Here is a 24,295-nt window from a genome sequence, read left to right on the forward strand (position 1 = left end):
GGCCAGTGGCCGATCCCGGAAACAGGACCGGCGGCCGGATGGACGATGTCGCCCATTATCGGCCGCCGGCCCGGGTTTTCGCCAATGGGTTACTGCGCGATGCGGAAGGCGCTCAGCCCGCCGTCGACGTCCTGGGCGATGAGGATGTCGCCGGAGACCACCGGGACTGCGCGGATGGCGTCGCCACCGGCGCGGGCGCGGGCGGCAAAGGCACCCGTGGCGAGGTCGAGCCAATGCAGGTAACCGTCGTAGTCGCCGACCACCGCGTAGCCACCGTGCACCGCAGGCGCGGACAGGTTGCGCCGGACCAGGCCGGGCTGGGTCCACAGGGCGCTGCCGCCGCGCTTCTCGAGCCCGTAGACGTTGCCGTCGGCGGAGCTGACCGCCAGTACGCTCGGCGCCACCGCGGCACGGCCGGGGCCACCGTGGTTGCTGACCCACATCGGCTGCCCGGACGGCGCGTCGATCGCCATGGTGCGGCCGTCGAAGCTGGTCGCGATGATCGTGGTGCCGTCGAGCACCGGGGTGCCGTCGACATCCGCCATGCGGTCAAGCTCGGTGCGGCCTTCCTGCTGGCCGACGGCCTGCTCCCACAGCGGGCGACCGTCGGCGGCGGCGAGCGCGCTGACGGTGCCGTCGTCGCTGCCGACGAAAACGTAGCCCGGGCCGAGTACCGGCGCGTCGTTGCCGCGGACCGACAGCGACGGCACGTCGTGGTTCCAGAACCAGCGACGCTCGCCGGTGGCGGCGTCGAACGCGGTCAGCCGGCCGTCGTTGGAGCGTACGAACACCATGCCAAGGCCGACCACGGGCTCGGCGATGATCTCGTTGCCGACCTTGGCCTGCCAGCGCTCGGCACCGGTGCTTGCGTCCAGCGCGATCACGTCGCCATCGAGGCTGCCGACCACGACCAGGCCGTCGCCGGCGCCCGGCCCACCGCTGAGGCGCAGTTCGCTCGGGTAATGCCAGATGCGCTTGCCGGTCTGCAGGTCGAGCGCGTGGACCCCGCCATCGACCGCCGCGGCATACACGCGGCCGTCGACGATCACCGGGTGCTGGCGGATGCCGAGCCTGTCCTCGCCCTCGCCGACGTCGGCCGACCACAACTCGCTGACCGTCACGGTGGGGGAAAATTCGGTGAGCTTGGCCGGTTCGGTGGCGTCTTCGTCCTTGCCGTCGAACCAGCCCTTGACCGTGCTGCAACCGGCCACGGCCAGCACGCACAGGGCGAGCGCGCAAGCGCGCAGCAGCGGCGTCGCGGCCGCGGCGGAATGCGGGGTCGATGCAGGCTTCATCAGGACTTCGCCTCGGTGCTGGCGGGCGTGCCGCCGACTTCCATGAGTTTCAGTTCGAGCAACTGGCGCTGCGGCGCCGCCACGTCGAGCCCGGCCAGCGCCTTCGAATAGTCTTCGCGCGCCTTTTCCTGCTGCCCGAGCGCCTGTTGAGCGTCGCCGCGGGCCTCCAGGGCAGCGGGCGTGGCAGCGTCGGCGAGCAGCTCAAGCGCGGCTTCGGCCTGGTCGGTGGCGATCAGCAGGCGGGCCAGCCGCTGGTCGACCACGTCGGCAACCGCCGGGTTGCCCGGCTTGATCGCGCGCAGGGTCTCGATCGCTTTCTGCGGTTCGTCAGCCTCGACCTGGGCGGCGGCGAGTTCCAGTGCCGACAGGTTGGCGAACACGCCGTCCCCGAGCGCCGCGACCTTGGCGGCGGCCTCCTCGTCGTTCGCTTCGATCGCGCTGACCGCGGCGTGGTAACGGTCGGCGGCGGCCAGTTCCTGCTGCTGCTGGTGCTGCTGCCACCACTTCCAACCGCCGATTGCCGCCAGCCCCAGCACGATGCCGCCGATCAGGCCGGCACCGTTGTTGCGCAGCCATTCCAGGACGCGTTCGCTTTGTTCGTGCTCGTCGAGCAGGTCGTCTATTGCCATGCGGTAGCTGCTATCCAGCCCCGGCCGACGGCCGGAGACGCTTGATTACGGACGAGCCCGCGGGGCGGGCCGGTGGGAGTCGGACCCGTCGCGGGTCAGTCGACGACCGGCGCGAGGGAACCGTCAGAGGATAGCGTAAAGCGGGCCACGTTCGCGCGGCTGAACGGTGCCAGGTCGACCGGCTCGCCGTTGTGCATCACGTCGACCGCGGCGATGTTGCCAAGCACGACCCGGCCCACCTCACCCGGTTCGTAGCTGCGGCGGTCGCCCTCGGCCAGCAGGCCCTGCTCCAGCGAGCGTCCGTCCGGTGCGAACACCTGCACCCAGCTTTCGCCCTCGAACGCGAGTGACAGCGCCGGTTCGACCGGGCGCTGGGCGGGCGCACTGCGCATCGTGCCCATCGAGGCGATCAGCGGGGTCCGCCGCGGCGGGGTTGCCGACGGCGCCGGCTCGGCGGTTGCCAACTCGGCCGGGACCTCCAGCGACTCGACGTGCGGGGTGTTGGACAGGTGCGGCTTGGTGGCCAGCCAGACCGGGACCGCGATGACCGCGGTGATCGCGATGTACATCGCGCGGCGGGTGGCCTGCTCGAACACGTGGCGGTAGCGCGGGACGTGGGTGTGGCTGACCAGCTCCGGCGGCGCGACCGGCCCGACCTGCGCCTGCACGAGGTCGGCCTCCAGGTCGATGCCCATCAGGCGGGCGTAGCTGCGCAGCTGGCCGCGCACGAACACGGGCGCACCGATGCGCGCCCAGTCGTCCGATTCAAGTGCCTCGATGACACGCACCGGCATCCTCAGCCGTGCGGAAACCTGCTCGCGGGACATGCCCGCCAGTTCCCGGGCCGCGCGAAGGCGCGCGCCACAGCTGTCGACGCCCTCGGGCGTGGTGTGGTTCGACTGCATCATCGTTTCCCGTCATCCCCTGTTCCGGAGCCCGACGTTGCCGGGAACTCCGCCCGCAGCCGTTGAACGTATCGGTCGGCGGCCTCCTTGTCGCCGAGTTTTGTTTCGATTTGTGACGCAAGCAACAACGAAGCCGCATCCGCGGGTGCAGCGGCCAGCCTGCGCTGGGAAAACGCCCGTGCCTGGAAGGCCCGCCCCGCGTTGAACTCGTAGCGCGCCATCGCCGACAGCGCCACCGGGTTGACCGGGTCCTGCTCCAGCGCAGCCTCCAGCAGCTTCGCCCCCTGCTCGGCCCGTCCGGCATCGATCGCGCAGGCGCCGGCGTTGGCCATGGCGGTCGAGCGCCGCGGATAGTTGGGGTCGGCCAACGCCCGCTGGAACCAGCCCAGCGACTCCTCGGCACGTCCGTTGGCGCACAACCACGTGCCGTAGTTGTTGAACATGCCGCCCTGGTGCGGGGCCAGCTCGACCGCACGTCGGTAGTGCTCGCCGGCGCGCTCGATCTCGCCCCGATGGTCGGCGACCACGGCCCGGAGAGTGTGTGCCGCGGCCGAATCGGGATTCTGCTCGATCGACTGCTCGGCGAACCGCGCCGCCTCCTCCAGCCGTCCCGCCGAAAACGCGGCCTGCGCCTGCTGCAGGGAGATGCGGGCGCCGTCGTGGCGCGGGTCGGTCTGGATATCAAGCTCGGGCGCGGTGCGCTCGAAGTCGCCGCGGCCGAGGTCGGGCTTGATGAAGGTGAGCCGGCTGCAACCCGCCGCCACCAGCACCACCAGCACGCACGCCCCCCATCGCACCCCTCCGCCGGCGCCGCGCTCAGGCGGCCGCATCGTCGATCCCCCGCTCCGCAAGCGTCTTGCGGAACTCGGCCTGTCGGCGGGTGCGGTCCATCACCTGGCCCTTGAGCTGGCCGCAGGCGGCGTCGATGTCGTCACCGCGGGTCCGCCGCACGGTGGTCAGCACACGGGCGTCCTGCAGCAGTTTCTGGAACGTGCGGATGTCCGCTTCGGGCGAGCGCTCGTACTGCGTGCCCGGGAACGGGTTGAACGGGATCAGGTTGACCTTGGCCGCGTCCTTCATCTGCACCGCGTTGTCGAACTGGCGCATCAGGCGGGCCAGCTCGCGGGCGTGCTGCGGCTGGTCGTTGACGCCCTTCATCAGGGTGTACTCGAAGGTGATCGAGGAGCGCGGCTTTCGCTTGACGTAGCGCTGGCAGGCCGCCATCAGCTCGGCGATCGGGTACTTTTTGTTCAGCGGGATCAGCTCGGTGCGCAACTCGTCGTTGGGCGCGTGCAGCGACACCGCCAGCGAGACGTCGCTGGCCTTCCCGAGCTGGTCGATCTGCGGCACCAGGCCGGAGGTCGACAGGGTCACGCGCTTGTTGGCCAGGCCGTAACCGAGGTCGTCGCGCATGATGCTCATCGCGCGCACGACGTTGTCGAAGTTCATCAGCGGCTCGCCCATGCCCATCATCACCACGTTGGTCAGCTTGCGCTGCTGGTGCGGCAGGTTGCCGAGCTGGCGGGCGGCGATCCAGACCTGGCCGATCACCTCGGCGGTGGTCAGGTTGCGGTTGAAGCCCTGGGTGGCGGTCGAGCAGAAGGTGCAGTTGAGCGCGCAGCCGACCTGGCTGGACACGCACAGCGTGCCGCGGCCCTTGTCGGGGATGTAGACCGCCTCGATGGCGTTTTTCGGGTCCATGCCGATCAGCCACTTGATGGTGCCGTCGGCGGAGGGCTTCTCGTGCAGGACCATCGGCGCACGGACCTCGGCGTGCTCGTGCAGCTTGGCGCGCAGCGCCTTGCCGAGGTCGGTCATGTCGTCGAAGTCGGTGACGTAGCGGTGGTGGATCCACTTCATCACCTGGTGCGCGCGGTAGCGCTTTTCGCCGAGGACGTTCTCGAAGAAGTCCTCCAGCGAAACGCGGTCGAGGTCGAAGATGTTGGTCTTCGACCCCGACGCGTCGCCGGCCGGGCGCGCCGCGGAACCGGCCACCCGCATCGCATCCGCTTGCGTGGAGGCATTGGCGAGGACGATGTCGATGGCGGTGTCGCGGGTGGTCATGGCCGGGATGTTGCGTGTATCGGTGATGCCTCAGCGGGCGTGGACGTCGGTCGCCGGGAAGAAGTACGCGATCTCGATCGCGGCGTTCTCCAGGCTGTCCGAGCCGTGCACCGCGTTGGCGTCGATGCTGTCGGCGAAGTCGGCGCGGATGGTGCCCGCGGCGGCGTCCTTCGGGTTGGTGGCGCCCATCAGGTCGCGGTTCTTGAGCACCGCGCCCTCGCCTTCGAGCACCTGGATCATCACCGGGCCGGAGATCATGAACTCGACCAGCGCGCCGAAGAACGGGCGCTCGCGGTGGACGGCGTAGAAGCCTTCGGCCTCGGCCTTGGACAGGTGCTTCATCTTCGAGGCGACGACCTTCAGGCCGGCCTTCTCGAAGCGGGTGTAGATCTCGCCGATGACGTTCTTGGCGACGGCATCGGGCTTGATGATGGACAGGGTGCGCTCCAGCGCCATGGGAGGTTCTCCGGGTAGGCGGGTCGCGGCCGTCTTGGGACAGGGTTCGCGCCCGAGGATAACAGAAAAACCCGCGTCGGGACGCGGGTTTAGCCGATATGGCTACGGTAATGCTACCGGATTGCCGGTCGGGTTTGCACTGCCCTGCCCGCATTTCATGGCCGGCTGCGATTGACGGTTCATCATGTCAGGCCTAGCATCAAACAAGCGTTTGATTCAGCCAGGCCCGACCCCGCGACCATGTCGACCACGACCTTCTCCACGAAAGACCGGATCCTCGGCGCGGCCGAGGAACTGTTCGCCCAGTTCGGTTTCACCGGCACCTCGTTGCGGCAGGTCACCAGCCGCGCCGACGTCAACATCGCCGCGGTCAACTACCACTTCGGCAGCAAGGAAAACCTCGTCAACGAGGTGTTCCGGCGGCGCATGGACGATATGAGCCGGCAGAGGCTGGACGCCCTGAAGGCCGCCGTGGCGGACCATCCGGGCGAGCTGGAGCCGATCCTGGCGGCGTTCGTGGAGCCGGCGCTGGCGCTGGCCCAGGACCGCCACGGTGGCGGCGCGTTCGTGCGCGTGGTCGCGCGGGCGTACGCCGAGAAGAACGACAGCCTGCGCAAGTTCCTGTCCGACCACTACGGCCACGTGCTGCGCGATTTCGCCCGCGCGATCGCCGCGTGCGTGCCGGGGCTGAGCAAGGAGGAGCTGTACTGGCGGCTCGACTTCCTCGCCGGCGCGCTGACCTATGCGATGGCCGACTTCGGCCTGATCAAGCGCCCCGCAGGCACCGCCGAAAAGGCCCACCGCGAACGCGCCGCGCGCGAGCTGATCCGCTTCGCGGCGGCTGGATTCAAGAGCTGATATTCCGATTTTTCAGGGAGTTACGATAATGTCCAAGAATCTGCTTGTACGTCGTGCGGCTGTCCTGGGCGCCGGCGTCATGGGCGCGCAGATCGCCGCGCACCTGACCAACGCAGGGGTCGACACCGTGCTGTTCGACCTGCCGGCGAAGGACGGCGACCCGAACGGCATCGTCAACAAGGCGATTGCCGGGCTGGCCAAGCTGAGCCCCGCCCCGCTGGCCGACAAGGCGCTGGCGTCGCGCATCACCGCCGCCAACTACGAGACCGGACTGGCCCTGCTGGAAAGCTGCGACCTCGTCATCGAGGCGATCGCCGAGCGCATGGACTGGAAGCAGGACCTGTACCGGAAGATCGCCCCGCACGTGCCGGCACACGCGGTGCTGGCCAGCAACACCTCGGGCCTGGGCATCAACAAGCTGGCCGAGGTGCTGCCGGAGGAAATGCGGCACCGCTTCTGCGGCGTGCACTTCTTCAACCCGCCGCGCTACATGCACCTGGCCGAGCTGATCCCGGCGCGCGGCACCGATGCCGACGTGCTGGCCGGCCTGGAAACCTTCCTGACCACCACCCTCGGCAAGGGCGTGGTCTACGCCCGCGACACCCCGAACTTCATCGGCAACCGCATCGGCGTGTTCTCGATGCTGGCGGCGATGCACCACACCGAGCAGTTCAAGCTCGGCTTCGACACCGTCGACGCGCTGACCGGCCCGGCGATCAGCCGGCCGAAGTCGGCCACCTACCGCACCGCCGACGTGGTCGGGCTCGACACCATGGTCCATGTCATCAAGACGATGGCCGACACCCTGCCCGACGACCCGTGGCACAAGTATTTCAAGGCGCCGAAGTGGCTGGCGGGGCTGGTCGAGAAGGGTGCGCTGGGGGCCAAGACCGGCGCCGGCGTGTACACCCGCAAGGGCAAGGACATCCTCGTGCTGGACCTGCAGGCGCAGGATTACCGGCCGTCGAACCCGGAGCTCGACCCCGGGGTTGCCGCGCTGCTGAAGGAGCGCGACCCGGCGAAGAAATTCGCCGCCCTGCGCGCGTCCGACCACCCGCAGGCCAAGTTCCTGTGGGCCTGCTTCCGCGACACCTTCCACTACAGCGCCTACCACCTCAAGGACATCGCCGAGACCGCGCGCGACGTCGACTTCGCGATGCGCTGGGGCTACGGCTGGTCGGTCGGTCCGTTCGAGAGCTGGCAGGCGGCGGGCTGGAAGCAGGTCGCCGAGTGGATCGCCGAGGACATCGTCGCCGGCGATGCGATGAGCAACGCCGAGTTGCCGGACTGGGTGTTCGACGGCCGCGAGGGCGTGCACGCCAGCGCCGGCAGCTACAGCCCGGCGCGCGACGCGATGGTGCCGCGCTCGTCCAACCCGGTCTACGCGCGCCAGCGCTTCCCGGACGCGCTGCTGGGGGAGAAGGCCTCGCAGGGTCGCACCGTGTTCGAGAACGACGGCATCCGGATGTGGGCCGACGAAGGCGATGAAATCGCGGTGGTGAGCTTCAAGACCAAGATGCACACGGTCAACGACCACGTGCTCGACGGCCTGCAGGAAGCGGTGCGGATCGCCGAGCGCGACTTCCGCGGGCTGGTGATCTGGCAGCCGAAGGAGCCGTTCTCGGCCGGTGCCGACCTGGCCGGCGCGCTGGGGCTGCTGCAGGCCGGCGACGTCAAGGGCTTCGAGGCGATGGTCGAGAACTTCCAGCGCACCAGCATGGCGATCAAGTACTCGCTGGTGCCGGTGGTCGCGGCGGTGCGCGGCCTGGCGCTGGGCGGCGGTTGCGAGTTCCAGATGCACTCGGCACGCACGGTGCTGGGGCTGGAGAGCTACATCGGCCTGGTCGAGGCCGGCGTCGGCCTGCTGCCGGCCGGTGGCGGGCTGAAGGAACTGGCCGTGCGCGCCTCGGAGGCAGCCGGTCGCGACGGCGATGTGTTCGCGGGGCTCAAGACCGTGTTCGAGACCGTGGCGATGGCCAAGGTCGCGACCTCGGCAGTGGAGGCGAAGAACCTGCAGCTCGCCCGTCCGGACGACGTGGTCGTGTTCAACGCCTTCGAACTGTTGCACGTGGCGAAGGCACAGGCACTGGCGCTGGCTGAATCCGGCTACCGCCCGCCCCTGCCCGCCCGCGCGATCCGCGTGGCCGGCGACGTCGGCATCGCGACTTTCAAGATGATGCTGGTGAACATGCTCGAGGGCCGTTTCATCTCGGAGCACGACTACGAGATCGCCACCCGGATAGCGACGGTGCTGTGCGGCGGCGAGGTCGACCGGCACTCGGTGGTCGACGAGGAGTGGCTGCTGCGGCTGGAGCGCGAGCACTTCGTGGCGCTGGCGCAGATGCCGAAGACGCAGGAGCGCATCGCCCACATGCTCAAGACCGGCAAGCCGCTGCGCAATTAGCCATGAAGAAGATCGGGCATCCTGCCGCGACTTCTTCGCCTCTGGCGAAAAACGCGGTTTTCGCCAGAGGCCGCGACGTCGCGCCGCGACGCCGCGCCGGCACATCCATGTGCCGGTAAACACCACCGAATCCGGAGTCATCCCATGACCAAACAGATCCAGGACGCCTACATCGTCGCCGCCACCCGTACCCCGGTGGCCAAGGCGCGCGGCGCATTCCGCAACACCCGTCCGGACGACATGCTCGCCCACGTGCTCCGTGCCGCGGTCGCGCAGGCGCCGGGCATCGACGTCAACCGCATCGAGGACGCCATCATCGGCTGCGCGATGCCGGAGGCCGAGCAGGGCATGAACGTGGCGCGCATCGGCGTGCTGCTGGCGGGCCTGCCCAACACCATCGCCGCCCAGACCATCAACCGCTTCTGCTCGTCGGGCCTGCAGGCGGTCGCGCTGGCGGCCGACCAGATCCGCCTTGGCCAGGCCGACCTGGTGCTGGCCGGCGGCACCGAGTCGATGACGATGGTGCCGATGATGGGCAACAAGGTCGCGCTCTCGCCGAGCGTGTTCGAGAAGGACGAGAACGTCGCGATCGCCTACGGCATGGGCATCACCGCCGAAAAGGTCGCCGAGGAATGGAAGGTCAGCCGCGAGGACCAGGACGCGTTCGCGCTGGAGTCGCACCTGAAGGCGATCCGGGCGATCGAGGCCGGCGAGTTCCGCGACGAGATCACACCGCTTGAAGTCGTATCGCACATCCCCGACCTCGCCGGCAACGCGATCCGGTTGAAGAAGACGCTGGTCGACACCGACGAAGGCCCGCGCGCGGGCTCGACCATCGAGGCGCTGGCGAAGCTGCGTCCGGTGTTCCGCAACGGCCAGTTCGGCGGTACGGTGACGGCCGGCAACAGTTCGCAGATGTCCGATGGCGCCGGCGCCGTGCTGGTGGCGTCCGAGCAGGCGATCAAGGACTACGGACTGACCCCGCTGGCGCGCTTCGTCAGCTTCTCGGTCGCCGGCGTGCGGCCGGAGGTAATGGGCATCGGCCCGATCGCGGCGATCCCGAAGGCGCTGAAGCAGGCCGGGCTGACGAAGGACCAGCTGGACTGGATCGAGCTCAACGAGGCGTTCGCCGCACAGGCGCTGGCGGTGATCCGCGACAGCGAACTGGATCCGTCGAAGGTCAACCCGCTCGGTGGCGCGATCGCATTGGGCCATCCGCTTGGCGCGACCGGCGCGGTGCGCACCGCGACCATCGTCCATGGCCTGCGCCGGCGCCAGCAGAAGTACGGCCTGGTGACGATGTGCATCGGTACCGGCATGGGTGCGGCGGGCGTATTCGAAGCGCTGTAACGCAATGCGTGGGCCGGGCGTCCCGCCAGGCGCCCGGTCTACGCGATATCAGCCGCGCCCGGTCGCGGCCTTCCAGGCATCCCGGGCTTCGGCCCACCAGTAGCTCAGCTGCGCGCCGACGAACCCGGCCGGCTTCCACGCCGGCACCAGTCCGAACTCAGCCAGGTCACGCCAGCGCGTGTCGCCTTCGGCGATCGCCGACGCCAGCAGCTCGCCGGAAAACGCCGTCGGTGCGACGCCGTGACCACCGAACGCCTGCGCCAGCCACAGGCCCGGATCGACCTGCCCGACCTGCGGCATCTGGTGGCGCGCATAGCTCATCAGGCCGGACCACGCGTGGTCGATGCGGACGCCTTCGAGCTGCGGGAAGACCTTCAGCATGTCGCGGTACAGCAGTTGCCGCACCGCGTCCGGCGAACGGTCGCGCACCGAGATGCGTCCGCCCCACAGCAACCGCGTGTCCGGCAGCGGGCGGTAGTAGTCGAACGCGAAGCGGGTGTCGTACACCGCCGCGCGGGTGCGCATAACCTCGTCGAGGTGCGCACCGAGCGGCTCGGTCACCATGACGTAGGTCGCGATCGGCAGGATCGAGGCATCCACTTCGCGCCGAAGGCCAGCCAGGTACCCGCCACAGGCCAGAACGACCTGCCCGGCGCGGACGCAGCCGTCGTCGGCCGTGTGCACGCGCCAGCCATGGCCGTCGCGCTCCAGTCGCGACGCGACAGTGTGCTCGTGCACGACCAGCCCCTGCCGCACTCCTGCTTCGGCCAGCCCGGCCACGTACTTCAGCGGGTGGAAGTGGAACCCCTGACGCTCGAACAGCGCGTCGCCGTAACGCTCCGAATGGATCAACCGGCGCAACCCGGCCTGCGGCAGCCACTGCCAGTGCGCGTCGAAATGTTCCGTCAGCAGCGCCTGGCGTGCCTTAAGGATGGCCGGGTCGCGGAACCAGTTGGCCCAGATCACCCCGGCCTCGACCGCGTCGCAGTCGATCATGTAACGGGAGATGCGTTCGCGCACCAGTTCGACCGCATCGAGCGTGCCGCGGTAAAGCGACTTCGCCCGCTGCGGCCCGAGCTGCCGCAGCAACTCTCCTTCGCCGAGTGAGAAGCCGCCGAAGACGAATCCACCGTTGCGGCCCGACGCGCCGAAACCGAGCTGCTCGGCTTCGATCAGGACAACGCCTTCGACGCCGCGCTCGACCAGCCCGACCGCCGTGTTGAGGCCGGCAAACCCTCCGCCGACCACGCAGACGCTGGCGTCCAGATGGCCGCGCAGGGACGGATACGGGCTGCGCGCCGGCGTCGTCGCGCGGTAGTAGGAGTCGTGCATGGGGCGATGGTACCGGGCCGGGCGGGCGATGCCCTGGGCGCCCCCCCCCCGGATTCGAGGAGCCCGGTGCCGCGCGTCGCCCTACTCGAGTTCTTCGACGCCCATTTCCCGCAATGCGTCCTGCATCAGCGTCGTGGCGGCGTTGCTGAGCTTCTCGTGGTCGAGCGCGTAGCGGATCGTCGCCTCGATCAGGCCGATGTGGGTACCGCAATCGAACCGCGTGCCGCGGAACCGGTAGGCGTTGACCGCCTCCTCCTTCAGCAGCGCGGCGATCGCATCGGTGAGCTGGATCTCGCCACCGGCGCCGGGCGTGGTGCTTTCGAGCAGTTCGAAGATGCGCGGATTGAGCACGTAGCGACCGACCACCGCCAGCGTGCTGGGCGCATCGGCGGGCTTCGGCTTTTCGACGATCGCCTCGATCCGTCCCTCGCGGCCGTTGAAGTCCGGCGCGGCGACGATGCCGTAGCTGCCGGTCTTCTCGCGCGGCACGTCCTGCACCGCCAGCATGCTGGCGCCGCTGGCTTCGGCGGCATCGGCCATCTGCTTGAGCGCGCCGTCGCCGCCTGAACCATTGTGGCGGTTCCAGATCAGGTCGTCGGGCAGGATCACGGCGAACGGCTCGTTGCCGACCACGGGTTTGGCGCACAGCACCGCATGGCCCAGCCCGAGCGCTTCGGCCTGGGTCACGAACACCGCACGGACGCCCTTGGGCAGCACGTTGCGGACCAACTCGAGCTGCTCGTGTTTGCCGGCGCGCTCGAGCTTCTGCTCCAGCTCGTAGGCCTTGTCGAAATAGTCGGCGACCGCGTGCTTGTAGCGGTTGGTCACGAACACCAGCGTGTCGCAACCGGCCTCGATGGCTTCGTCGACGGCGTACTGGATCAGCGGCCGGTCGATGATCGGCAGCATCTCCTTGGGGACGGTCTTGGTGGCGGGGAGGAAACGGGTACCGAGGCCGGCTACGGGGAACACGGCCTTTCGAATGCGTGCTGGCATCAAGACTTCCTTGCGGCCCGGGACGGGAACGCGACGACGATGGCCCGTTCGGCCGGCGCCGGCGCCCGGTGGGCGATGGGCTGGAACTCCGGTACTAGCTCACGGAGCACCATGGAAAGGATTTCACAATCGTACCGGCCCGACGCCTCGCGCAGCTTCTCGAGTCCGGCCTGCACCAGCTCGGCCTGGATCGCGCGCGGTTCGGCCTGCAGGATCTTCGGGTGGGCGGTGGCGCGGTAGCGCTCGTCGGCGTGGAACAGCGTCTCGTGCAGCTTCTCGCCCGGCCGCAGCCCGGTGTAGGCGATCGAAATGTCGCGTCCGGGTTGCTTGCCGGCGAGCCGGATCATCTGCTCGGCGAGCACGCGGATCGGCACGGGCTCGCCCATGTCGAGCGTGTAGATCGCCTCGTGGGTGCCGATCGCCGACGCCTGCAGGATCAACTGGCAGGCCTCCGGGATGGTCATGAAGTAGCGCGTGACCTCGGGGTCGGTGACGGTGACCGGGCCGCCGTTGCGGATCTGCTCGCGGAACAGCGGCACCACGCTGCCGGCCGAGTCCAGCACGTTGCCGAAACGCACGGTGACGAAACGCGTGCAACGCTGGTCGGCCAGGGCCTGGCAGCCCATCTCGGCCAGCCGCTTGGTCGCACCCAGCACGTTGCCCGGGTCCACCGCCTTGTCGGTGGAGATCAGCACGAAGGTACCGACGCCCGCCTCGCGGCACGCATGCGCGACCGTCCGGGTGGCGAGCACGTTGTTGCGCACCGCTTCGCGGACCTGGGTTTCCAGCAGCGGGACCTGCTTGTAGGCCGCCGCGTGGAAGACCGCTTCGGGTACCGCCTGTCGCAGTGCGTAGTCGATCACCGCGGGGTCGCCGCAGTCGCCCAGCACCGGGATGTACTCGAGATCGGGGAAGTCGCGGCGCAGCGTGGCTTCGGCCGTGATCAGCGACAACTCGTCGAGCTCGACCAGCGTGATCCGGCGCGCACCGTGGCGCGCGCACTGGCGGCACAGCTCGGAGCCGATGGAACCGCCCGCGCCGGTCACCAGCACCGAGCGTGCGCCCAACCAGGCACGGATCGCCTTCCAGTCCGGCAACACCGGCTGGCGCCCGAGCAGGTCCTCGATCGCGACTTCCTTGAGTTCGCCCGGCAGCGAGCGGCCTTCCAGCACGTCGCGCAGGCGCGGCACCATCCGGAACGGCAGGCCCGAGCGTTCGCAGGCGACCACCACCCGCTGCATTGCGTCGGCGTCGGCCGACGGCATCGCGATCACCAGCAGGCGGGCGGCGGTTTCCCGGGCGATCTCGGCCACGTCCTCGACCCGCCCAAGTACCGGGACACCCTGCACCTTGGTACCGCGCAGGCGCGAGGCGTCGTCCAGGAACCCGACCGGCTGGTAACTGCCGAAGCGCCGCAGGTCACGGACCAGCGCTTCGCCGGCGTGCCCGGCGCCGAGGATCAGAATCCGCACCGACGCCTGGCCGCCCCGGTCCACATGACTGTCCTTCCATGCCCGGTACAGCAGCCGCGGGGCGCCCAGCAGGCCCATCAGCACCAGCGGATACAGCACCAGCACCGTGCGCGAGACCAGGTCGAGCCGGTTGTACAGGAACAGCCCGAGCACGATCGCGAAGAGGCCCAGCGCGCAGGCCTTGAAGATGTTCCACAGGTCCGGGACGCTGGCGAAGCGCCACAGGCCGCGGTAGAGGCCCACCTGCCAGAACACCAGCCCCTGGGCCGCCAGCACGAGCACGACCTCGGTCGACCACAGCGCCATTTCCGGCGGGTTCGGCATCACGCTGTAACGCAACCAGTGCAGCCCCTCCCACACCAGCCACACCATCGCCAGATCGTGCGTCACCACGGCCACCCGAGGCACCGAGCTCGACCAGCGATCGCCCCACTTGCTCATCCGTTTTCCTTGTTGTTCTTCGATACCGCCATCGGCTCGAACCGCTGCACCCGCACCCACGCGAGTGCCGCCAACCCGTACCAGACCGCGCACACCATCCACGCCATGAAGACCTCGCCACGGGCGAGCACGAGCGCCACAGCCAGTCCGACCGCCGTCCATCCGACATAAACCAACGTGACGACGGCGTGACCGGAACGACGCGCCCAGATCTGGTAGGCGTGCTGCGCGTGGGCGGTCCACCACTGTTCGCCACGCAGGACCCGCCGCGCCAGGGTGAGGCTGGAGTCCACCAGGAACGCGGACAACGGCAGCAACAGCAGGACCCCGCCGAACGCCCCGTGCCGACCGACCGTCACCACCCCCATCCCGGCGATCGCGAACCCGAGCGCCCCGCTGCCGACGTCCCCCATGAAAATCCGCGCCTGGGGGAAGTTGAACGGCAGGAACCCGGCGCAGGCCGCCACCAGCGCAAGCGCCAGCCACGTCCACGCGCCGCCCCCCAGCCACGCCAGCGCGACACCCAGCAGCAGCGCCTGGCTGGCCGCGATGCCGTTGATCCCGTCCATGAAGTTCCAGACGTTTGACAGGACCAGGGCCGCCACGAACGCCAGCCCCCCCCAGCCGACGCTCCCGGACGCGAATTGCACCGCCGCGCCGAACACCAGCCCGGCCACCGCATGCACCGCCAGCCTGACCCAGGCCGGCAACGGCCGGTGGTCATCGATCCACCCCACCACCGCAACCAGTGAAAGCCCCGCCACGAACGCACCCAGCAACAGACGCTGCCCCGGATCACGCAAAGCGAGGGCGAATGCGGCCACCAGCAGCGCGAGTACCAGCGCGATGCCACCGCCACGCGGCGTCGGCGTGGCATGGCTGCGGCGGCCGCCGGGATGGTCCAGCAGCGCGCGCCCCAGCGCATAGCGACGCGCAAGCCACGTCGCCAGCGCCGCGATGCCGGCATGCAGGATCAGCCAGGCCGTCATCCCTCAGACCACGGCGTAGTTCAGCAGCGGCTTGATCGTGCCCCATTCCTTGCAGCTCGGGCACTGCCAGTGGTGGCTGCGCGCACCGAAGCCGCAGCGGTTGCACCGGTAACTGGGATTGCGCACCAGCAACTGGTCGGTGATGTGCTTGAGGTCCAGCAGCGTCGCCGCCGGGTCCGCGCCGTCGGCGAGGCTGAGGTCGATGAGGGCGGCCTCGCCCCGCACCGACGGCCGGTCCTTGAGCTGCTCGGCCAGGTAGGCGCGGGCGGCGGGAACGCCGTCGCCGCTCTCGACCATGCGCGTGAGCGCCAGCACCGGCGCGATGCCGCGGTAGTGCTCGCACATCTCGGCGAGGAACGCCCGGGCGCCGGGGATGTCCCCCACCCGCTCGTAACTGGCCAGCAGCGGCGGCATCACTTCGGGCAAGTAATCCGGATCGTGGCGGGCGACGCGCTCGAACGCGCGGATCGCCGCCTGGTGGTTGCCCGCCTCGACCTCGATCCGTCCTTCCAGCATCCCCGCCCGCACCGAGTTCGCGTCGGCCTGGTAGGCCCGCGCCACCGCCGCGCGTGCAGCCGCGTCGTCGCCGGCGGCGCGGTGGCGGTCGGCCAGCTCGCATTCGAACTGGGCGATCAGCTTGCCCATCGGCTCGTCAGTCGCGGCCTCGTAGCGCTGGGCGTTCTCGATCGCCTTGTCCCAGTCGCGCTCGGACTGGTAGATGTTGATCAGGTGGCGCAACGCCAGCGGCGCGCGCATGTCGAGGTCGACCAGGTCGCTGAAGACGGTCTCGGCGCGGTCCAGCAGGCCCGAACGCATGTAGTCCTCGCCGAGCGCGAGCAGCGCCTGGACCTTCTGCTGGTCGCTCAGGCCGGGCCGCTGCACGAGCGCCTGGTGCAACCGGATCGCGCGGTCGACCTCGCCACGGCGGCGGAACAGGTGCCCCAGCGCGACCTGCGTCTCGAAGGTGTCCTTGTCGAGCTCGGCGATGTGCAGGAACAGCTCGATCGCCTTGTCGGGCTGCTCGTTCAACAGATAGTTGAGGCCGCGGAAATAGGTGGTCGACAGCCGGCTGACCTGGGAGTCGCTGTGGCGCTCGCCGCCGCGCCGGCCGATCACCCAGCCGCTGACCGCCGCGATCGGCAACAGCAGGAAGAACCAGAACCACTCGTTGATGAAGGCCACGTCAGGTCCTTGCGGTTGCCGTGGCGGGGCGTTCGGCGCGGGCGAGGCGACGACGCAGCGGCAGCACCACGCTGGCGCTGATGACCAGCCCGCCCAGCAGCACACCGAGCAGCAACGCGATGATCAGCGCAACGCCGAGGTTGGTCGGCAGGTGGGCGAAGCCCAGGTCGATCGACACCGGCTGGCGGTTGAGTGCGCCCACCACCGCGCCCACTGCGAGGCCGGCGAATGCGATCAGGTAGCGGATCAGGCGCATGGCGGAACTCCGGAAGACTCCATGTTCAGCCAATAGCTTAGCCGACACGCCGTCGGCGGCGATATCCGAATCGCGTCGCTCAGTCGTTCTCGTCGAGCGGCACGGCGTTGCTGACGCGCTCGCGCAGCTCCTTGCCGGGCTTGAAATGGGGGACGTGCTTGCCTGCGAGTGCAACCGACTCGCCGGTCTTCGGGTTGCGCCCCAGGCGGGGCGGACGGTAGTGCAGCGAGAAGCTGCCGAAACCGCGGATCTCGATGCGTTCGCCGTTGGCCAGCGCGCCTCCCATCATCTCAAGCAGCGCCTTGACCGACAGATCCACGTCCTCGGCCTTCAGATGGGCCTGGCGCTGGGCGAGGATTTCGATCAGTTCGGACTTGGTCATGGGTGGCAAGGCACTCGACGGGGACGGCTGCGGGCGTTGCGCCCGTACAACGGTGGTGCGGGTTTCCATAAAGGAACGGCCCGGCCGGAGCCGGGCCGTTCCCTGTTACAGCGATGCGACAAGCACCACTCGGCAGGACCGATTACTCGGACTTGCTGTTGAGCTGCTCGCGCAGCAGCGCGCCCAGCTTGGTGGTGCCGCTGGCGGCCTCGGCCGAAGCGGCGGAGCGGTTGTAGTCGGCCACGGCCTCCTGCATCTCCGCCTCGTCCTTCGCCTTGATCGACAGCTGCATCGTGCGGCCCTTGCGGTCCATGCCGATGAAGCGCGCCTCGACCTCGTCACCGACCTTCAGGTGCTTGGTGGCGTCGTCCACGCGCTCCTTGGCGATGTCGCGGGCGGCGATGTAGCCCTCGATGCCGTCGGCCAGTTCGATCGTGGCGCCCTTGGCGTCGACTTCCTTGACCGTGCCGGTGACAATCGAGCCCTTCGCGTTCGACGCCATGTACTGGCCGAACGGGTCCTGCTCGAGTTGCTTGACGCCCAGCGAGATGCGCTCGCGCTCCGGATCGACCGCCAGCACGACGGCCTCGAGGGTGTCGCCCTTCTTGAAGTTGCGGACGATGTCCTCGCCGGTGGTGTTCCAGCTGATGTCGGACAGGTGGACCAGGCCGTCGATGCCGCCGTCCAGGCCGATGAAGATGCCGAAGTCGGTGATCGACTTGATCTGGCCCTCGACCTTGTCGCCCTTCTTGTGCAGCACGGCGAAGGTCTCCCACGGGTTGGAGGTGACCTGCTTCATGCCCAGCGAGATGCGGCGACGCTCCTCGTCCACGTCCAGCACCATGACCTGGACCTCGTCACCGACCTGCACGATCTTGGACGGGTTGACGTTCTTGTTGGTCCAGTCCATCTCGGACACGTGCACCAGGCCCTCGACGCCCGGCTCGATCTCGACGAACGCGCCGTAATCGGTGACGTTGGAGACCTTGCCGAACACGCGGGTGTCGGCCGGGTAGCGACGCGCGATGTTGTCCCACGGATCCTCGCCCAGCTGCTTGAGGCCGAGGCTGACGCGGTTGCGCTCGCGGTCGTACTTGAGCACGCGGACGTCCATCTCCTGGCCGACTTCCACCACCTCGGACGGATGGCGCACGCGCTTCCAGGCCATGTCGGTGATGTGCAGCAGGCCGTCGATACCGCCCAGGTCCACGAACGCGCCGTAGTCGGTGAGGTTCTTGACCACGCCCTTCAGGATCGCGCCCTCGACCAGCTTCTCCATCAGCGCCTCGCGCTCCTCGGAGTGCTCGCTCTCGACCACCGCGCGGCGGGAGACGACGATGTTGTTGCGCTTGCGGTCCAGCTTGATGAGCTTGAACTCGAGTTCCTTGCCTTCCAGGTAGGTCGAGTCGCGCACCGGGCGCACGTCGACCAGGGAACCGGGCAGGAAGCCGCGGACGTCCTTGATGTCGACGGTGAAACCACCCTTGACCTTGCCGCTGATGCGGCCGGTGATGGTCTCGTTCTTCTCGAGCGCTTCCTCGAGCTCGTCCCACACCATGGCGCGCTTGGCCTTCTCGCGCGACAGGACGGTCTCGCCAAAGCCATTCTCGATGGCGTCCAGCGCGACCTTGACCTGGTCGCCCTCGGCCACGTCGATCTCGCCGGCGTCGTTACGGAACTGCTCGATCGGCACGATGCCTTCGGACTTCAGGCCGGCGTTGATCACCACCACGTCGCCACGGACCTCGACGACGGTACCGGTGACGATGGCGCCCGGCTTCAGCTTGGCCAGGTAGGCCTGGCTCTGTTCGAACAGTTCGGCAAATGATTCGGTCATTGGAAAAATATCCGGTTGAACACACGGGCCGCACCGGTTGGCACTCGCTCCCCGACGGGGCAGCGCAGGCAACACGTGGTCGACCCACCCGTTGATGTGGTGCGATGCAGCTGCACCATGTGTCGGTTGGTTGATCCGCCGCGCTGCACCATGCAACGTGGCGGGGCTGTTCTGCCGCGGTCGGTCAGGCCCCCGGACCGACGGGACGTGCCGGCATCAGCGCCAGCACGCGGTCGACCACCTCGTCGATGCCAAGCCCGGTGGTATCGATCCGCACGGCGTCTTCGGCCGGGCGCAACGGAGCCACCGCGCGACTGGCATCGCGGGCGTCGCGGGCCAGAATCTCCCGCAGCAGACCGGCCAATGTAACCGGAACCCCCTTGTCATTCAACTGCTTATAGCGTCTTTCGGCCCGCTCCTCGGCGCTCGCGGTGAGGAACACCTTGTGCGCGGCATCGGGGAAGATCACCGTGCCCATGTCGCGGCCGTCGGCGACCAGCCCCGGCGGCTGCCGGAAGGCGCGCTGGCGGTCCTTCAGCGCGGCCCGGACCTCGGGGATCGCGGCAATCGCGGAGGCGGCAGCACCGGCGGTCTCGGTCCGCAGCTCGTCGGTCGCGTCCTGGCCGTTGACCAGCACCCGCAGTTCATCGCCCTCGTCGCGGAAGCCGATCTCGGTGTCGAAGGTGCAGCGCACCAGCGCGGCCGGGTCGGCCAGGTCGATGTCGCCCCAGCCGGCGGCCACGCCGACCGCGCGGTACAGGGCGCCGGAATCGAGGTAGTGCCAGCCCAGTTTGCGGGCCACGAGGCGGCTGATGGTGCCCTTGCCGGAGCCGGAAGGGCCGTCGATGGTCAATACGGGGGTGTCGAGGGTCGTCATGCCGGCATTATGCGGGTCAGCCGGCGCCCGATCGCGGGGATTGTGCGCGGGCACGGTAAATTTTTGCCGCAACCACTTGATCCCACTGGCAAATGCCCGCTATCATCGCGGGCTTGCTCAATTTCCCCGTTTGCCGAGGTCTGTCATGAAGGTCCTGTCCTCCCTGAAGTCGGCGAAGAACCGTCACCGCGACTGCAAAGTCGTCCGCCGTCGTGGCAAGGTCTTCGTGATTTGCAAGTCGAACCCGCGTTTCAAGGCGCGCCAGCGCTGAACCGCCGGCCGCGCCGGTTCACCGGCGTGCGTTTCGACCGGAAGGCCGCCCCTGGGCGGCCTTCTGTCATTGGGGCGGATGCCGCGCCGGCCGGATGCGGCGGCGCACGGGTTCCGTGATGACGGTATGCCGCCCTTCCCGCGCCCGCCGCATACAATCGGCCGGAAACCTGAGCGGCCCGGCCGTTCGGCCATCACCAGACCGTATACAAGGACAGGGGATTCCCATGAAGACGAGCATCGCCGCACTTCCGCTGATCGCCCTGCTGGCCATGGCCGGCACCGCATCGGCCGAAACCCTGCTGATCGACCGCGTCCAGCAGGAGCCCGCCAGCGCCCCCGTGCGCGGCCAGAGCATGGCCCAGGTGGAGTCGCAGTTCGGCGCCCCGGCCGAGCGCATGGACCCGCGCGGCGGCCAGAAGAGCCAGTGGCCGACCATCAACCGCTGGGTCTATCCGGCCTTCACCGTCTATTTCGAGAAGAACCGCGTGATCGACGTCGTCGCCAACAAGGCGACCGCCGCCGAGATCGGTCCAAAGCCGCCCATCCGCTGATCCTCCGCACAGAATGACCGCAACCGCACCGCGCTTCCCTGCCGAGTGGGAGCGCCAGTCGGCGATCCTGATCGCCTGGCCGCATGCCGACACCGACTGGGCCGACCGGCTCGGCGACGTCGAGGAAACCTACATCGCGCTGGTCGCGGCGATCACCCGGTTCCAGCCGGTACTGGTCTGCGTCGCCAACGACGACGTGGAGGCCTACGCGCGCGCGCGGCTGGCGTCGGCGCGGGTCGACATGGAGCGGGTGCGGTTCGTCGAGGTCGAGTACGACGACACCTGGCTGCGCGACTCCGGCCCGATCACGCTGCGTGACGGGTCCGGCTTCCGCCTGCTCGACTTCCGCTTCACTGGTTGGGGCGGGAAGTTCGCAGCCAGCCGCGATGACCGGCTGGTCGAGGAGCTGGTGGAGCGCGACACCTTCCACGCCGACCGCCACGACAGCATCGACTTCGCGCTGGAAGGCGGCGCCATCGAGACCGACGGCGCCGGCACCCTGCTGACCACCTGGCAGTGCCTGCACGAGCGCCACCCGGACGCCTCGCGCGAGGAACTGGGCCGCCGGCTCGCCGACTGGCTGCACCAGGACCGCGTGCTGTGGCTCGACCACGGCTACCTCGAGGGCGACGACACCGACGCCCACATCGATACCCTCGCCCGCTTCGCCGCGCCCGACGCGATCGTCTACCAGGGCTGTGGCGACCCGGCCGACTCGCACCACGCAGAACTGCAGGCGATGGCGGCCGAGCTGGCCGCGCTGCGCACCCGCGACGGCCAGCCCTACCGGCTGTTCGAGCTGCCGTGGCCGCAACCGGTGATCGACGGCGGCCGCCGCCTCGCCGCCAGCTACGCCAACTTCCTGATCGTCAACAACGCGGTGCTGATGCCGGCCTACGGCGACCCGGCCGACGATGCCGCCGCGGCGGTACTGGCGCAGGCCTTCCCGGGCCGCGAGATCGTGCAGGTGCCGTGCCGCCCGCTGATCTGGCAGAACGGCAGCCTGCACTGCATCACCATGCAGCTGCCCGAAGGCCTCGTCGCCGCTTGACCCTCCGGCAACGGTCCACGTGCGACCGTCGCCGTCGAGCCGCCGGACCGTGCGGCGCAACACCGGACCCATCGCAATGAAGAAGCAGACCCTGCCCGTCGCCCTGATCCAGGAGCGCAACCACGGCGACGCCGACGCCAACCTGAGCGTGATCGAGCAGCGCGTGGCCGAGGCCGCCAAGCGCGGCGCCAGGCTCGTCCTGCTGCAGGAGTTGCACAACGGCGCGTACTTCTGCCAGCACGAGGACGTCTGCGAGTTCGACCTGGCCGAACCGATCCCCGGCCCCAGCACCGAGCGCCTCGGGGTACTGGCGAAGCAGCACGGCGTGGTGCTGGTCAGCTCGCTGTTCGAGCGCCGCGCGGCCGGGCTGTACCACAACACCGCGGTGGTGTTCGAAGCCGACGGCAGCGTCGCCGGCAAGTACCGCAAGATGCACATCCCGGACGACCCGGGCTTCTACGAGAAGTTCTACTTCACCCCGGGCGACATCGGTTTCGAGCCGATCGACACCTCGGTCGGCCGGCTCGGCGTGCTGGTCTGCTGGGACCAGTGGTACCCGGAAGGCGCGCGCCTGATGGCGCTGGCCGGCGCCGAGCTGCTGCTGTACCCGACCGCGATCGGCTGGGACCCGGACGACGACCAGGCCGAGAAGAACCGCCAGCGCGACGCGTGGGTCCTCAGCCACCGCGGCCATGCGGTGGCCAACGGGTTGCCGGTGCTCAGCTGCAACCGCGTCGGCCACGAGCCCTCGCCGCTCAAGGCGTCGGGCATCGACTTCTGGGGCAACAGCCACGTGCTTGGGCCGCAGGGAGAGTTCATCGCCGAAGCCGGCGGCGAGCCGGAGATCCTGATGGCCGAGGTCGACCTGCAGCGCAGCGAGCACGTGCGGCGGATCTGGCCGTTCCTGCGCGACCGCCGGATCGACGCCTACGGTGACCTGCTGAAGCGCTACCGCGACTGAGGGGCTGCCCACTGCGCCGACGAACGGCACGAACGAATCGAACGGGCGTGCTATTTTTCGCCCATGACCGTCGCTCCCGCCACTTCGAAAGGCGCCGCCACCCGCGAGGCGATCCTCGAGCACGCCTATGGCATCGCCTGCTCTGCGGGGCTTGAGGGGCTGTCGATCGGCGCCCTGGCGCACGCGGTGCGGATGTCCAAGAGCGGGGTGTTCGCGCATTTCGGCTCGCGCGAGGACCTGCAGCTGGCGGTGCTCGATACCGCCGCGCAGCGCTTCGTCGCCCACGTGTTCCAGCCCGCCCTGCGCAAGCCGCGGGGGCTGGCGCGGCTGCGGACGATCATCGAGCAGTGGTTCGACTGGGTCCGGCACGAGGACGATGGCGGCTGCCTGTTCCTGGCCGCGGTGAGCGAATACGACGATCGTCCCGGCCCGCAGCGCGACTTGCTGCTGCAGCAGGACCGGCAATGGCGCCAGGCGCTTGCCCACGCGGTGTCGCTGGCGGTCGAGGCCGGCGAGCTGCGGCCGGACATCGACATCGAACAGCTGGTGTTCGAGATCTACGCGTTGCCGCTGCTGGTCCACCACGACGCCGGGCTGTACGGCTTCGAAGCGGCCTGCTCGCGCGGCCTGCGTGCCTACGACCGTTTGATCGGCGCCGCATCCCTTCCTTGACCTTCGACCGGAGGCCCGACCATGCCCATTGCCCTGCCCCTAATTAGCACGAACGTTCGATCTTTCGCATTCTGGAAGCTGCTGCGGCTGCGGTTCCGACTGGGCGGCCTGGTCGCGCCGGCCGCCACGGTCGAACGTGCCTCGGCACTGTTCTGCACGCCCTACCCCGGCACGCGCGAGCGCGCCTTGGCGGCGCCCACGGGCGATGCGCGGCTGGACGTGATCGATGCCGGTGGCCACGCGCTCACCCGCTACACCTGGGGCGAGCCGACGCGGCAGCCGTACGTCCTGTTCGCGCACGGCTGGTCGAGCCATGGGGCGCGGGTGCTGCCCTGGGTCCAGCCTCTCCGCGACGCCGGTTACGCCGTCGTCGCCTTCGACCAGCCGGCGCACGGTCGCAGCGAGGGCCGCCAGAGCAACCTGTACGACTTCACCGAGCGGCTGCTCGACGTCGGTCGGCTCACCGGGCCGGCCGCCGCGGTCATCGGGCACTCACTGGGCGGCGCCGCGGCCGGGCTGGCGCTCGCGCGCGGGTTGCAGGCCGAGCGCGCGGTGCTGGTCGCGGCGGCCGCCGATCCGGTCGACGCCGGCCGTCGCTTCGCGCGCCGGATCGGGCTGTCGGAGGGGTTGCGACGACGGATGTACGAACTGTTCGAGACGCGGCTGTCGATCCGCTTCGACGAGATGATGGCCGAGCGCAATGCACCCGCGATCGACCGCCCGGCGCTGATCGTGCATGACCTTGCAGACCGCGAGGTGCCGTGGTGCGAGGGCGAGCGCTGGGCACGCCACTGGCGCCGCGCGCGCCTGCTCGACACCCGCGGGCTGGGCCACCACCGCATTCTCGGCGACCCGGAGGTGTTGGCCGCGGTGCTGCGGTTCCTCGATGGCGATGCGGTCGGCGACCGGCTGGTGTCGTCGCCGAACCTCGCACACGTTGCATGAATCCCGGCGCCCGCGAGGGTTTGCCGGCGCCCCGGTGACGCCCTAAGCTGCCCGGTCGCACGCTCCGTGCGTCCCGAGCCGACCGACCGATGCCCTTGCCGTCCCCCGCCCTTCCGT

The 24,295-nt window shown here is 69.2% G+C and carries 24 protein-coding genes; 9 read left to right on the forward strand and 15 right to left on the reverse strand.

Annotation, left to right across the window (positions count from 1 at the left end):
- Window positions 1-89: 89 nt before the first annotated feature.
- From bamB to ndk, 6 genes are all read right to left on the reverse strand, one after another.
- Window positions 90-1,295 (reverse strand): outer membrane protein assembly factor BamB, encoded by a 1,206-nt coding sequence (gene bamB / locus N799_RS00135; RefSeq protein WP_081974602.1) that lies wholly within the window; start codon window positions 1,293-1,295, stop codon window positions 90-92.
- Window positions 1,295-1,924 (reverse strand): YfgM family protein, encoded by a 630-nt coding sequence (locus tag N799_RS00140; protein WP_036206124.1) that lies wholly within the window; start codon window positions 1,922-1,924, stop codon window positions 1,295-1,297. Before N799_RS00140 ends, bamB begins: the two co-directional genes overlap by 1 nt.
- Before the next feature lie 95 nt (window positions 1,925-2,019).
- Entirely contained in the window at window positions 2,020-2,832 is an 813-nt protein-coding gene (locus N799_RS00145; RefSeq protein ID WP_036206126.1) for a helix-turn-helix domain-containing protein, read from the reverse strand.
- Window positions 2,829-3,608 carry a type IV pilus biogenesis/stability protein PilW gene (gene pilW, locus N799_RS00150; protein ID WP_052100817.1) on the reverse strand — a complete coding sequence of 260 codons (780 nt, stop codon included), beginning with the start codon at window positions 3,606-3,608 and terminating at the stop codon, window positions 2,829-2,831. Before pilW ends, N799_RS00145 begins: the two co-directional genes overlap by 4 nt.
- A 37-nt stretch (window positions 3,609-3,645) precedes the next feature.
- On the reverse strand, window positions 3,646-4,830 hold the full coding sequence (gene rlmN, locus N799_RS00155) for a dual-specificity RNA methyltransferase RlmN (protein ID WP_052100935.1): 1,185 nt from the start codon (window positions 4,828-4,830) through the stop codon (window positions 3,646-3,648).
- 93 nt (window positions 4,831-4,923) lie between these two features.
- Window positions 4,924-5,349: a nucleoside-diphosphate kinase gene (gene ndk / locus N799_RS00160; protein WP_036206129.1), complete on the reverse strand. Its 426-nt coding sequence runs from the start codon at window positions 5,347-5,349 to the stop codon at window positions 4,924-4,926.
- 240 nt (window positions 5,350-5,589) lie between these two features.
- On the opposite strand from ndk, the gene N799_RS00165 reads away from it, so the two are divergent.
- The 3 genes from N799_RS00165 to N799_RS00175 all read left to right on the forward strand — a co-directional run bounded on the left by N799_RS00165 (window position 5,590) and on the right by N799_RS00175 (window position 9,961).
- Window positions 5,590-6,207, forward strand: a complete 618-nt coding sequence (locus N799_RS00165) for a TetR/AcrR family transcriptional regulator (protein ID WP_036206132.1) — start codon at window positions 5,590-5,592, stop codon at window positions 6,205-6,207.
- A gap of 28 nt (window positions 6,208-6,235) precedes the next feature.
- The gene (locus N799_RS00170) at window positions 6,236-8,611 is read left to right on the forward strand and encodes a 3-hydroxyacyl-CoA dehydrogenase/enoyl-CoA hydratase family protein (protein ID WP_036206135.1); all 2,376 of its coding nucleotides are present in this window, start codon (window positions 6,236-6,238) and stop codon (window positions 8,609-8,611) included.
- A gap of 144 nt (window positions 8,612-8,755) precedes the next feature.
- On the forward strand, window positions 8,756-9,961 hold the full coding sequence (locus N799_RS00175; protein ID WP_036206137.1) for an acetyl-CoA C-acyltransferase: 1,206 nt from the start codon (window positions 8,756-8,758) through the stop codon (window positions 9,959-9,961).
- A 48-nt stretch (window positions 9,962-10,009) separates the two neighbouring features.
- Here N799_RS00175 and N799_RS00180 read toward each other — a convergent pair whose 3' ends face one another.
- The 9 genes from N799_RS00180 to cmk form a co-directional block, all read right to left on the reverse strand.
- Window positions 10,010-11,293 (reverse strand): NAD(P)/FAD-dependent oxidoreductase, encoded by a 1,284-nt coding sequence (locus tag N799_RS00180; protein ID WP_036206139.1) that lies wholly within the window; start codon window positions 11,291-11,293, stop codon window positions 10,010-10,012.
- Between the two features lie 81 nt (window positions 11,294-11,374).
- Window positions 11,375-12,289 carry a UTP--glucose-1-phosphate uridylyltransferase GalU gene (galU, locus tag N799_RS00185; protein WP_036206142.1) on the reverse strand — a complete coding sequence of 305 codons (915 nt, stop codon included), beginning with the start codon at window positions 12,287-12,289 and terminating at the stop codon, window positions 11,375-11,377.
- Window positions 12,289-14,202: a polysaccharide biosynthesis protein gene (locus N799_RS00190; protein WP_036206147.1), complete on the reverse strand. Its 1,914-nt coding sequence runs from the start codon at window positions 14,200-14,202 to the stop codon at window positions 12,289-12,291. The genes galU and N799_RS00190 overlap by 1 nt, the downstream gene beginning before the upstream one ends.
- The gene (locus tag N799_RS00195) at window positions 14,199-15,191 is read right to left on the reverse strand and encodes an MraY family glycosyltransferase (RefSeq protein WP_036206150.1); all 993 of its coding nucleotides are present in this window, start codon (window positions 15,189-15,191) and stop codon (window positions 14,199-14,201) included. Before N799_RS00195 ends, N799_RS00190 begins: the two co-directional genes overlap by 4 nt.
- Before the next feature lie 3 nt (window positions 15,192-15,194).
- Window positions 15,195-16,373, reverse strand: coding sequence for a lipopolysaccharide assembly protein LapB (lapB, locus tag N799_RS00200; RefSeq protein ID WP_036206153.1), 1,179 nt, complete (start codon window positions 16,371-16,373; stop codon window positions 15,195-15,197).
- A gap of 1 nt (window position 16,374) precedes the next feature.
- Window positions 16,375-16,629 carry a lipopolysaccharide assembly protein LapA domain-containing protein gene (locus tag N799_RS00205; protein WP_036206157.1) on the reverse strand — a complete coding sequence of 85 codons (255 nt, stop codon included), beginning with the start codon at window positions 16,627-16,629 and terminating at the stop codon, window positions 16,375-16,377.
- Between the two features lie 79 nt (window positions 16,630-16,708).
- Entirely contained in the window at window positions 16,709-17,011 is a 303-nt protein-coding gene (locus N799_RS00210; RefSeq protein ID WP_036206158.1) for an integration host factor subunit beta, read from the reverse strand.
- Window positions 17,012-17,153: 142 nt separating this feature from the next.
- Window positions 17,154-18,848, reverse strand: a complete 1,695-nt coding sequence (gene rpsA / locus N799_RS00215) for a 30S ribosomal protein S1 (RefSeq protein ID WP_036206160.1) — start codon at window positions 18,846-18,848, stop codon at window positions 17,154-17,156.
- A gap of 184 nt (window positions 18,849-19,032) precedes the next feature.
- Window positions 19,033-19,725, reverse strand: a complete 693-nt coding sequence (gene cmk / locus N799_RS00220; protein WP_036206162.1) for a (d)CMP kinase — start codon at window positions 19,723-19,725, stop codon at window positions 19,033-19,035.
- A 145-nt stretch (window positions 19,726-19,870) separates the two neighbouring features.
- On the opposite strand from cmk, the gene ykgO reads away from it, so the two are divergent.
- The 6 genes from ykgO to N799_RS00250 all read left to right on the forward strand — a co-directional run bounded on the left by ykgO (window position 19,871) and on the right by N799_RS00250 (window position 24,178).
- Window positions 19,871-19,996, forward strand: a complete 126-nt coding sequence (gene ykgO / locus N799_RS00225) for a type B 50S ribosomal protein L36 (RefSeq protein WP_036206164.1) — start codon at window positions 19,871-19,873, stop codon at window positions 19,994-19,996.
- 226 nt (window positions 19,997-20,222) lie between these two features.
- Complete coding sequence (locus N799_RS00230; RefSeq protein ID WP_036206166.1) at window positions 20,223-20,549, forward strand: hypothetical protein; 327 nt, start codon at window positions 20,223-20,225, stop codon at window positions 20,547-20,549.
- A gap of 13 nt (window positions 20,550-20,562) precedes the next feature.
- On the forward strand, window positions 20,563-21,600 hold the full coding sequence (locus tag N799_RS00235; protein WP_036206168.1) for an agmatine deiminase family protein: 1,038 nt from the start codon (window positions 20,563-20,565) through the stop codon (window positions 21,598-21,600).
- 76 nt (window positions 21,601-21,676) lie between these two features.
- The gene (locus N799_RS00240) at window positions 21,677-22,561 is read left to right on the forward strand and encodes a carbon-nitrogen hydrolase (RefSeq protein ID WP_036206171.1); all 885 of its coding nucleotides are present in this window, start codon (window positions 21,677-21,679) and stop codon (window positions 22,559-22,561) included.
- Between the two features lie 63 nt (window positions 22,562-22,624).
- Window positions 22,625-23,233, forward strand: a complete 609-nt coding sequence (locus tag N799_RS00245; protein ID WP_036206174.1) for a TetR/AcrR family transcriptional regulator — start codon at window positions 22,625-22,627, stop codon at window positions 23,231-23,233.
- 21 nt (window positions 23,234-23,254) lie between these two features.
- Window positions 23,255-24,178, forward strand: coding sequence for an alpha/beta hydrolase (locus N799_RS00250; RefSeq protein ID WP_081974604.1), 924 nt, complete (start codon window positions 23,255-23,257; stop codon window positions 24,176-24,178).
- Window positions 24,179-24,295: the final 117 nt, after the last annotated feature.

It is taken from the genome of Lysobacter arseniciresistens ZS79 (assembly GCF_000768335.1).
In the GTDB taxonomy this organism is placed as follows: domain Bacteria; phylum Pseudomonadota; class Gammaproteobacteria; order Xanthomonadales; family Xanthomonadaceae; genus Novilysobacter; species Novilysobacter arseniciresistens.